The 10464-nt window shown below is 28.5% G+C and carries 7 protein-coding genes and 5 tRNA genes; all 12 read left to right on the top strand.

Annotated features, from left to right (window positions below; translation table 11 throughout):
- Position 1: 1 nt before the first annotated feature.
- The 12 genes from ABCM86_RS11835 to glmS all read left to right on the top strand — a co-directional run bounded on the left by ABCM86_RS11835 (position 2) and on the right by glmS (position 9897).
- A tRNA-Glu gene (locus ABCM86_RS11835) sits at positions 2-76 on the top strand.
- Between the two features lie 4 nt (positions 77-80).
- Positions 81-156 (top strand) — tRNA-Val (locus ABCM86_RS11830).
- An 11-nt stretch (positions 157-167) separates the two neighbouring features.
- A tRNA-Asp gene (locus ABCM86_RS11825) sits at positions 168-244 on the top strand.
- A 6-nt stretch (positions 245-250) separates the two neighbouring features.
- Positions 251-325, top strand: a tRNA-Gly gene (locus ABCM86_RS11820).
- Positions 326-332: 7 nt separating this feature from the next.
- Positions 333-409 (top strand) — tRNA-Arg (locus tag ABCM86_RS11815).
- Positions 410-545: 136 nt separating this feature from the next.
- Positions 546-1592 (top strand): IS1595-like element ISCpe8 family transposase, encoded by a 1047-nt coding sequence (locus tag ABCM86_RS11810; protein ID WP_007287780.1) that lies wholly within the window; start codon positions 546-548, stop codon positions 1590-1592.
- A 133-nt stretch (positions 1593-1725) separates the two neighbouring features.
- Positions 1726-2433 (top strand): hypothetical protein, encoded by a 708-nt coding sequence (locus ABCM86_RS11805; RefSeq protein ID WP_007287781.1) that lies wholly within the window; start codon positions 1726-1728, stop codon positions 2431-2433.
- 125 nt (positions 2434-2558) lie between these two features.
- Positions 2559-2906 carry a hypothetical protein gene (locus ABCM86_RS11800; protein WP_007287782.1) on the top strand — a complete coding sequence of 116 codons (348 nt, stop codon included), beginning with the start codon at positions 2559-2561 and terminating at the stop codon, positions 2904-2906.
- A 1158-nt stretch (positions 2907-4064) separates the two neighbouring features.
- On the top strand, positions 4065-4907 hold the full coding sequence (gene cdaA / locus ABCM86_RS11795) for a diadenylate cyclase CdaA (RefSeq protein ID WP_195931599.1): 843 nt from the start codon (positions 4065-4067) through the stop codon (positions 4905-4907).
- A complete protein-coding gene (locus tag ABCM86_RS11790; RefSeq protein WP_195931600.1) occupies positions 4904-6088 on the top strand; it encodes a CdaR family protein in 1185 nt (394 codons plus the stop codon). Before cdaA ends, ABCM86_RS11790 begins: the two co-directional genes overlap by 4 nt.
- Before the next feature lie 324 nt (positions 6089-6412).
- Positions 6413-7759 (top strand): phosphoglucosamine mutase, encoded by a 1347-nt coding sequence (gene glmM, locus ABCM86_RS11785; RefSeq protein ID WP_295571878.1) that lies wholly within the window; start codon positions 6413-6415, stop codon positions 7757-7759.
- A 308-nt stretch (positions 7760-8067) separates the two neighbouring features.
- The gene (glmS, locus tag ABCM86_RS11780; protein WP_195931602.1) at positions 8068-9897 is read left to right on the top strand and encodes a glutamine--fructose-6-phosphate transaminase (isomerizing); all 1830 of its coding nucleotides are present in this window, start codon (positions 8068-8070) and stop codon (positions 9895-9897) included.
- Positions 9898-10464 lie beyond the last annotated feature (567 nt).

Genomic DNA, 10464 nt, shown 5'->3' with positions numbered 1-10464 from the left:
TGGCTCATTGGTCAAGCGGTCAAGACACCGCCCTTTCACGGCGGTAACAGGGGTTCGATTCCCCTATGAGTCACCAATATGGGACCATAGCTCAGCTGGGAGAGCACCTGCCTTACAAGCAGGGGGTCACAGGTTCGAGCCCTGTTGGTCCCACCATTTATTTATGCGGCCTGGTAGTTCAGCTGGTTAGAATGCCAGCCTGTCACGCTGGAGGTCGAGGGTTCGAGTCCCTTCCAGGTCGCCAAAATTTGCGGGAATAGTTCAGCGGTAGAGCGCAACCTTGCCAAGGTTGAAGTCGCGAGTTCGAATCTCGTTTCCCGCTCCATATATGTGGGTGCATAGCTCAGCTGGATAGAGCAACGCCCTTCTAAGGCGTGTGTCCGGGGTTCGAATCCCTGTGCGCTCACCAATTATAAAAGTTTCACATTAGTGAAACTTTTTTTTTGGCTATGTTAGCTAACTTTGTGATTAATTATATCTAAAATAGGCTATAATATAGGTATAGACTATATTTCAACTAATTTACAGAAAGGATACCTAATATTATGTCAAAAATAGATATAAAAGCTATGATAAAAGATTTAAAAAAGAATGAACTTACAGAGTTAATTTCAGTAGCACAAGAAGTATTAAGTACTTTATTTAATTCTTCTGAAATTAGAGATAATGTTAAAGAAAGTAGATTTTCTAAAGGATACGAGTGCCCAAAATGTCAATGTAAAGATGTAAATAAAAATGGGAAATCTAATGGAAGACAAAGATATATATGTAAACGTTGTCGTACAAGTTTTGATGAGTTTACTATGTCCCCATTCTCTAATACAAAATTAGGGTTAGATAAATGGCTAAAATACTGCGAATTAATGATATTAGGACTTTCTATAAGAAAATGTGCTGAAGAAGTAGGAGTAGGTGTTAAAACGTCTTTTTACATGCGTCATAGGATACTTGATGTAATCAATTTATCATTAAAAAATGATAAAGTTGAAGGTATAGTTGAAGTAGATGAATGCTTTATTAAGGAGTCTTTTAAAGGGAATCATTCTAAAAGTACTACATTTGTAATGCCTAGAAATCCTAGAAAAAGAGGTAAAGGTAAAAATGATAAGAAGAAAAGAGGAATATCAAAAGAGCAGATTTGTATAGAGACAGCAATTGATAGAAAAGGAAATATCCTTATGGGTGCTGTTTGTAATGGTAGAATTACAACAAATCAAATAGTTAACTTCTTTGACAATAAAATATGTGAAGATGCTACTTTTTGTGTAGATTCACATAAATCATATATGGGAATAAAGGATAAGTTGAACATAGAGTTAAAGCAAGTTCCTAGAGGAAAATCAATGATAGATAGTGTTTATCATTTACAGCATATAAATGCTCTTCACAGTAGCTTTAAGAGATGGTTAATGACTTTTAATGGTGTATCCACAAAATATATCAATAATTATTTGGCTTGGTTTAAATTTCTACAACTAAGTAAGAAGAATAAAAAGAATGACCGAATTAAAGATATGCTAGTGAATGTAGCTACTAAGGATACATATGTAACTAGAGCCACTATTAGAAATAGATTCATTGAATTAACATAAAGTAAGGAACTTTACTTCAAATTAATGAAACCATTTTATAATTGGAAAACAATTGAATACTTTATATAATATAATTAAGTTCGTAATTATTATATATTGAGAATTAATTATAAATAAAAAGGGGAAATTTTATATGGTAAAAGTAATTAGGTTAAGTTTATTTTTAATTGCTATATCATTATTTTTAACAGGGTGCAGTAATTCAAAAGAAGATATAACTTTGGATATTAATAAAAATGAGAATTTAATTGATACTAATAATATTAATCAAATTATTTCTAATGATATTTATTCAAAAGAAAGCGAAGAACAAGAATTGATAAATATAATAGAATCAGTAGAAAAAAATAAACCTACTATGTCAGATGAAGAACGATATGATTTAAGAACTGATATATTCTTTAACTTAAATCAAGAGCAAGTTCTTAAATTTGGAGACTGTTATACTGCATTGAACCAAGTTATTTTTGATGATAGATATAAAGAATTATTCGATAAGGCAAATAATCGATGGGATGCTTATGATAATAATGATTTATATGGAATTGTAAATACTATAAGATACATATCTAATTCAGTAAAAAATCAAGCGTTTAAAAATGATTTAAATAGAATTGAAGAATTGTGTTCATATGGATTAGAATATAGAGATATAATCGCACTTATTGATGCAAGAAGAATAATGAGAGATATTCAATATCACATATTTGAAGTTCCATATTTTAAAGAGGGAGATGCTATAGTTGAAATAAATGAAGAAGATTATAGCATATATTATGGAGCTAGTGAAGTATTAGAAGGAGATAGATATAAAACTATAGGTATATATAGATATAAATAGTTTAACATAGCCTTTTATAAAATTAGGCTATGTTTTAAATAAGTGTTGAAAATGATATAATATAAACTAAATCGCAATTGTCATATATTGTGACTTATAAGTAAAACACTATAATAGTGTTGATTATGAAGAAAGGTGATGCGATGAAACAAGAAAAAAGGATATATATACGAAAGTATGTTTCAGCAATTATATTTTCTAACATAATAGTATGGTTTAGCTGGGCATTGCCATTAATACTACTAGATGGTATAAAACTTAATGATGAATATCTTTTACAATTGGGATTTCTGTTAAGAATAGTGCTAAGTACAATACCTTTCATAGTGCTATTTGATTATACTAAGAGGAAGTATAAAGAAAATAAATTTACGAAAATGTGCTATATTTGTAGTATTATAAGTATGTTGTTATTACCAACTTTGTTTTTCATATTACATCTTGAAATAGGATATGGAGGTTGGTTTTGGTAAAAGTTATAATTTATAGAAGTAGCTTAATAGACAATATTAATATATTACGAACAATTTATAGTAAGTTATATAATCAACCACATATTAGAATTCAATATATTGAAAATTCTAAGGTGTGGTTGTTTTTATGTCATATTTATCACGAAGATAGCTAACATAGCCTTTTTTTTATACAAAAATACAGATTTCTCTTTAAACTTGTGTATAATTTGTACATACTTGGATTATTATAGTATAATACAAAGTGAAGTAATAAAAAATTGATATAATTGACATAAAAAAGTAAATAATTTTAATAAAAAAAGTATTAAAATATATAAATAGAGATAGTTAGAAAATGAAAATATCAGGATTAATAAGCAGTATTAATACAAGAAAAATATAAAAATTAATAACCTGTATTAATATAAGGTTAGTTATTAATAATAAAATTAATATTAATAAACTAAGATTAATAAATTAAAATTTATAATAGAAATAGTAAAGTTATATAAATATATAAATATAAATAAAAACTAGAACTATACAATAGGGACTATATAAAACTATTGAGGAAGAGCGTTGGAAAGCTACGCCATAGATAGTATATAAATTTATATTAAAATCTAAGCATAAAAACATACATAATGAAAATTATAAAATATGTAGATAAAAGTTTATAATATATAATGTAGAGTTAAGATACATATCATACACAGCGCCTAGAGAGAATAATTTACAATTTATTTTATAAGGGACTTATATAAAACATCTATATAAAAAATAGATAAGTAGAATAAATAAGATAGAGTAAGATAAAATTAAATCTATCAAAAATATATCAGAACAATTAATCTAAATAGAGACTTAAATAAATATACAAAGATGGTAAATCTAAATAATTATTTAAATAAATATATAAAGATGATTAAATCTGAATAACTATATAAATAAATAGATCAAAATGATTAATATGAATATAGTTATATTCAATTATTTAATATAACTATATTTAATCTAAAAATAACAAATGATATTAAAATAAATAAAATTAAATTAAAATAAATGAAAATAACATACAAATAATAAATAGATCAGAAAACCTTGAAATTTTAAATTACAACTTAAATATTTCGAGGTGGATAAATAAGAAAACTAATTAAATAGGAGGATGATATAATGTCCGATTTAAATAATTTTTTTAATGATTTTATGAATATTATACTAAGGATGAGTATATATGATGTTGTAGATATATCAATAGTAGCTTATATCTTCTATAAGGTATTTATGTTTATAAAGGATACTAGAGCGGAACAGGTTTTTAAAGGAATTGTAATATTATTATTGGCTACACAGATAAGTGATTTATTTAAATTACATACTCTTTATTGGATTTTAGTAAATGCTATTGAGGTTGGGGTTATAGCGGTATGTATTATATTCCAACCAGAGCTTAGAGCAGGATTTGAGTACATAGGTAGAGCTAATTTTAAGCTCTTTGAAAAGGGAAATAAAAATGAAGATGATGCACAACTTAATAAAATGATAGAAGAAATTGTTGAAACATTATATTCGCTTTCTAGACAGAAAATAGGGGCTCTTATAATAATGGAAAGGGAAACTAAAATATCAGATATAATAAATACAGGGACTACTATCGATGGTGATGTATCACGTCAATTATTAATAAATATATTTATACCAAATACTCCATTGCATGATGGGGCAGTGGTTATTAGAGATTTTAAGATAAAGGCAGCGGCATGTTTTTTACCTTTAAGTCAAAGTAAGGATTTAACAAAGGATTTAGGGACAAGACATAGAGCTGGGGTTGGTATTAGTGAAGTATCAGACTGTTTAACTTTAATTGTTTCAGAAGAGACAGGGGAGGTCTCAATTGCGAAATCTGGTAAATTATATAGAAATATTGCTAAGGAAAGAATGGCTAATATATTAAAAAATAATTTGAGAAAGAGTGCAACTGAGAAAAGTTTATTTAAAGGTGGTATATTCAAATGATAGAAATATTAAATAAGAATACCAAGATAAAGATAATATCTTTATTAAGTGCGATAGTTCTTTGGATGTATGTTATGGCTGTTGTAGACCCAGAGGATACAAAACTATTTGAAGAAATACCTATCACTATAACAAATATCCATGAAATAAACGATTTAGGGTTAGTTGTAGATCCAGATGAAGAATTAGTCGCATCTGTGTATGTTAAAGGAAACCTATCAGATTTACAAAAGATAACGGCTAATAATATAAATGTATATGGGACTATTAATAATCCTATAGAGGGGCAAAATCAGCTTTATTTGAGAGCTAGCGCAAGCGACAAAGTATCTACGGACTTTAAGTCAGATACTATCGTTATAAACTTAGAAAAAAGTATAGAAAAAGAGAAAAAAATTAATGTTGAAATAACAGGACAATATAAAGATGATGTCGATACCATTACATTAAGTGAGAAAAATGTAATGGTATCAGGACCGAGAAGTAGAGTAGAGTCTATAAAATATGTACAAGCTGTATTTAATGCAGATAAGAAATTATCTAAGACACAATCTACACAGCTAGAATTAAAAGCATTAGATGCTGATAGAAAAGAAGTAAATCATGTTACTTTAGCGTTTGATAAAGTAAGTGCAGAAGTATCATATCTACAACAAAAAGAAGTTAAAATAAATGTTGTTTTTAGAGGAAATAGTTCTAAATTAGTTGAAGGAGAAGATTTTACAATAACACCAAGTACAATACAAATAAAGGGAAAAAGTGAAGATTTAAAATCAATAGATTCAATTGATACAGAACCAATTAATGTTGATGAACTTACATCAAATAATAAAGTTATAGATTTGAAGATACCAAGTGGAATTAGTTCTGATAGAACAAGTATTACTATAAAATCTGCAAGTACTAATGAAGCAACTAGCAGCGTATTTACATACTCCGGTTCTGAATTGACTTTAGAAAATAATGCAGATAACAAAACACTTGAGGATTTTGATTTGCCAGAGACGATAAAAGTAACTGTAGAATACGATAGAGAAGCAGAAAAGATATCTAAATCAGATTTAAAATTATATCTTGATTTATCGGGCGGATTTAATTCTGGCAGCCAGTACAATATTAATCATAGCGGGGTTAATGTAAAAAGTATATCGATTGAACCTAGTTATGTAATGTCAAAATAAATATACTCTGAGATAATTGATAATATCAATAAAAATAGCTTATTTTATTATAAATAATAATTATTTAAATACCAGATAAATACAGAGAAGGCAATAGCTAAAATAGCTATTGTCTTTTTTGTATTTAAGTATTAAAATGAGTTTATGACAAATTTTAGGACGGCAAATTCATTATTTAACAATGCTGTAAATAATTAAGATTTTAAAATACATTGAAAATATACATGATAACTTGGAAATAAATGTTATAAACTTGTAAGAAATTTTTTTGACATTTACTGATATAATAATTATTAAGGTTTTCATTTTGGAAGGAGACTTTTTATGAGAAAATATTTTGGAACTGACGGAGTAAGAGGTGTAGCTAATAAAGAGCTTACTTGTGACTTAGCATATAAATTAGGTAGAGCAGGAGGATATGTTCTTACTAATAATGAATACAAAGTAAAAGTTGTAGTAGGTAAGGATACAAGACAATCAGGAGATATGTTAGAAGCAGCTTTAATTGCTGGTTTAATGTCTGTTGGTTGTGATGTAATTACTGTTGGTGTAATACCTACACCAGGTGTTGCATACCTAACTAGAAAATATGGTGCTGAGTGTGGAGTTGTAATATCTGCATCACATAACCCAATGGAAGACAACGGTATTAAATTCTTCAATAAAGATGGATTTAAACTAGATGATGAAATCGAGTTAAAGATAGAAGAATATATTGATAATATGGAAAAAATAGCTTATAATCCTATAGGGAATGAGGTTGGTGTTAGAATTCATAAACATACAGCAGCTCAAGACTATGTAGATTATTTAAAATCTATAGTAGATACTGACTTAACAGGATTAAAAGTAGTTTTAGATTGTGCAAATGGAGCAGCTTATAAAGTTGCACCAGAAGTTTTCAGAGAATTAGGAGCAGAAGTAATAGCTATGAATGTTACTCCTGATGGCGAAAACATAAATCACAAATGCGGTTCAACACATCCAGAAGGACTTCAAAAAGCAGTTGTAGAACACAATGCTGATTTAGGTCTTGCATATGATGGTGATGCTGATAGATTAATCGCAGTAGATGAGACAGGTACAATTGTAGATGGTGACCATATAATGATATTAGGAGCTGTTTACCTTAAAAAACAAAATAAACTAGCTAACGATACATTAGTTGTTACTACAATGAGTAATATAGGTCTTCATGTAGCAGCTAAAGAATATGGAATAGATTTAGCTATTACAGATGTTGGAGACAGGTATGTAATAGAAGAGATGAAAAAGAGTGGCCACAATCTAGGTGGAGAACAATCAGGACATATGATTTTCCTAGATTATAATACTACAGGAGATGGAACTTTAAGTTCATTAATCGTTTCTAAAATAGTAAAAGAAGATGGCAAAACTTTATCAGAACAATCGGCTTTAATGACAACATACCCACAAGTTTTAATAAATGTGGATGTTAGAAATGAAGTTAAAAATAAATTTATGGAAAATGACGAAATTAGAACTGAAATAGAAAAACTTGAAAAACTTATGGCTGGAACAGGTAGAGTTTTAATAAGACCATCTGGAACACAACCATTAGTAAGAGTTATGTTAGAGGGTAAAGATGAAGGTCAAATAAGAGAGTTAGCACAAGAGCTAGCAGATCTTATAAAAGCAAAATTATCTTAAGAACTAATTTAAAAGTAAATAAATTAAGGGTATAAAATCACATATAGCGTGGTTTTATGCCCGAATATATCTTAAGTTAATTGTAAATACTAGAATAAAACTAGTGTTTATCAAGCGCCAGAACTTAATTTTTTAAGTTGACGAGGTCAGAGTTAATCGAAATATCGGCGGATGCTCTGCGGTGTGCCACCATCGGAGGATTTCTACAAAGAATGGGAGTAATCCTATTAAACAAAAAGAAACCCATGTGGATTGACCCGAAATCTTAAAAATATATAAATTAAATATTTTTTAGGAGGACACAAATTATGTGTGGAATAGTAGGATACTTAGGTAATAGACAAGCGACAGACGTTTTAGTCGATGGGCTTTCAAAATTAGAATATAGAGGATATGACTCTGCAGGTGTTGCTGTAAACAATGGTAAAAATGAATTAGAAATAAGAAAATTCCAAGGTAGATTAGCAGTACTTGCTGAAGATTTAGAAAAAAATCCAATAAAAGGACATTTAGGAATAGGGCATACAAGATGGGCAACTCATGGTGTACCATCAGATGTAAACTCACATCCTCACTTTAATAAAGAAAAAACAATAGCAGTAGTTCACAATGGTATAATAGAAAACTACTTAGAATTAAAAGCTGAATTACAAGCTGAAGGATATGAATTCATATCTCAAACAGATACAGAAGTAGCAGCTCATATGGTTAGCAAATACTACGAAGGAAATCTTTTAGATGCAGTTTACAAAGCTACAGCTAGATTCAGAGGAGCTTATGCATTAGGTGTTATATGCACAGATAACGACCAAGAATTAGTAGCAGTAAGAAAAGACAGTCCATTAATAGTTGGATTAGGTGAAGGTGAAAACTTCATAGCATCTGATATACCTGCAGTATTAAAATATACAAGAAAAGTTTACTACTTAGAAAACGACGAATATGTTCACATATTAGGAGACAAAGTTCAAATATTAAACGAAAACAGAGAAGTAGTAGACAAAAAAGTAAACGAAATAAACTGGGACGTTGAAGCAGCATCTAAAGGTGGATACGACCATTTCATGATAAAAGAAATATATGAACAACCAGAAGCAATCAGCAACACTCTAATGAGAAGATTAGATGAAAATGGTGAAATAAAATTAGATGATATAGATATAACAAAAGAGCAATTAGACAAAATAAACAAAATATATATAGTTGCTTGTGGTACTGCTTATAATGCAGGACTTATAGGAAAACACGCTGTAGAAAGATTCTTAAAAGTACCAGTAATAACTGATATAGCTTCAGAATTCAGATATAGCGATCCATTTATAGACGAAAACACTTTAGTTATATTAGCAAGTCAATCTGGTGAAACTGCTGATACACTTTCAGTTTTAAGAGAATCTAAAGCTAAAGGTGCTACAGTATTATCAATAGCTAACGTTGTTGGTTCTTCAATAGCTAGAGAATCTGACTACACATTATACACTTGGGCTGGTCCAGAAATAGCAGTTGCTTCTACAAAAGCATACACTACTCAAATAGTAGCTTTCGTAATGATAGCATTAGACTTCGCATTAAAGAAAGGTACTATAACTAAAGAAGAGTACATGAACTATATAGAAGAATTAAAAGCTATACCAGAGCAAGTTACAGAAGTATTAAAATGTGAAGAACAAATAAAAGAAATATCAAAACAATTAGTAGACAAAAACGACATATTCTACTTAGGTAGAGGTCTTGACTACTCAACTGCAATGGAAGGTGCTTTAAAAATAAAAGAAATATCTTACACTCATGCTGAAGCATTTGCAGCTGGTGAATTAAAACATGGTACTATAGCATTAATAGAAGAAGGTGTTCCAGTAATAGTTTTAGCAACTCAACAACGCCTATTCGAAAAAATGTTATCTAACATGCAAGAAGTTAAAGCAAGAGGAGCTAACGTTATATCAATAACTGAAGAAACAAACAAAGAAGTAGAAAAATCTTCTGATGCAGTTATATACATCCCAGAAGTTGATAACATATTAGCTGGTATATTAAGTGTAATACCACTTCAATTATTAGCTTACTATGTTGCAAAAGAAAGAGGATGCGATATAGATAAACCAAGAAACTTAGCTAAATCAGTTACAGTTGAATAATTTGAATTTAATTTAAAAAATTAATATAAATACAATACAAAAAAATAATTTAACAACACATACACATTAGCTAGAAGGCCCATTTTACATAAGTAAAATGGGTCTTTGCTTTGGGAAGAAGTATTATCATTATTAGTTAAAAAATTTATAAAAAAGAAAAATTTTATTTTTTGTGTATATAATTTTTTTTATTGACCATAATATAAATGTATTCCTCATAATATTCCCCCAATATTATAAATACATTAAAAAAGTGCAACTTCGGTTGCACTTTTGTTTTGTGTAAAAATATCTCTTATTAAAATAATTAAAAGACATATTAAGTATCGGTTAATAAGATAGATGTAAAAATTATACATATCAAATAATCGAATAAATGCTAGTATAAGCGAGAAAAAATACTTATATGATTAAAACATTGATAAAAGCTGAAATATACGAAAATAAAGCCTTAACAACAATTAATAGAAATAATAAATATTTAATAAAAATCTAGATTTAATTACTAATAATCTTAAGTTAAAATAATTACGTTTAAAAACAATAAATCTGTAGATACTTTAAGTA

The sequence above is a fragment of the Clostridium sp. 2218st1_F5_2218SCRN_220325 genome (genome assembly GCF_039062665.1).
Taxonomy (GTDB): Bacteria; Bacillota; Clostridia; order Peptostreptococcales; family Peptostreptococcaceae; genus Intestinibacter.
This window is presented reverse-complemented; position numbering and strand designations above follow the sequence as displayed.

Bases quoted from the DNA above. Each gene is read 5' to 3' on its own strand.
- ABCM86_RS11810 (WP_007287780.1), top strand. From the start codon at position 546: ATGTCAAAAATAGATATAAAAGCTATGATAAAAGATTTAAAAAAGAAT.
- ABCM86_RS11805 (WP_007287781.1), top strand. From the start codon at position 1,726: ATGGTAAAAGTAATTAGGTTAAGTTTATTTTTAATTGCTATATCATTA.
- ABCM86_RS11800 (WP_007287782.1), top strand. From the start codon at position 2,559: ATGAAGAAAGGTGATGCGATGAAACAAGAAAAAAGGATATATATACGA.
- cdaA (WP_195931599.1), top strand. From the start codon at position 4,065: ATGTCCGATTTAAATAATTTTTTTAATGATTTTATGAATATTATACTA.
- ABCM86_RS11790 (WP_195931600.1), top strand. From the start codon at position 4,904: ATGATAGAAATATTAAATAAGAATACCAAGATAAAGATAATATCTTTA.
- glmM (WP_295571878.1), top strand. From the start codon at position 6,413: ATGAGAAAATATTTTGGAACTGACGGAGTAAGAGGTGTAGCTAATAAA.
- glmS (WP_195931602.1), top strand. From the start codon at position 8,068: ATGTGTGGAATAGTAGGATACTTAGGTAATAGACAAGCGACAGACGTT.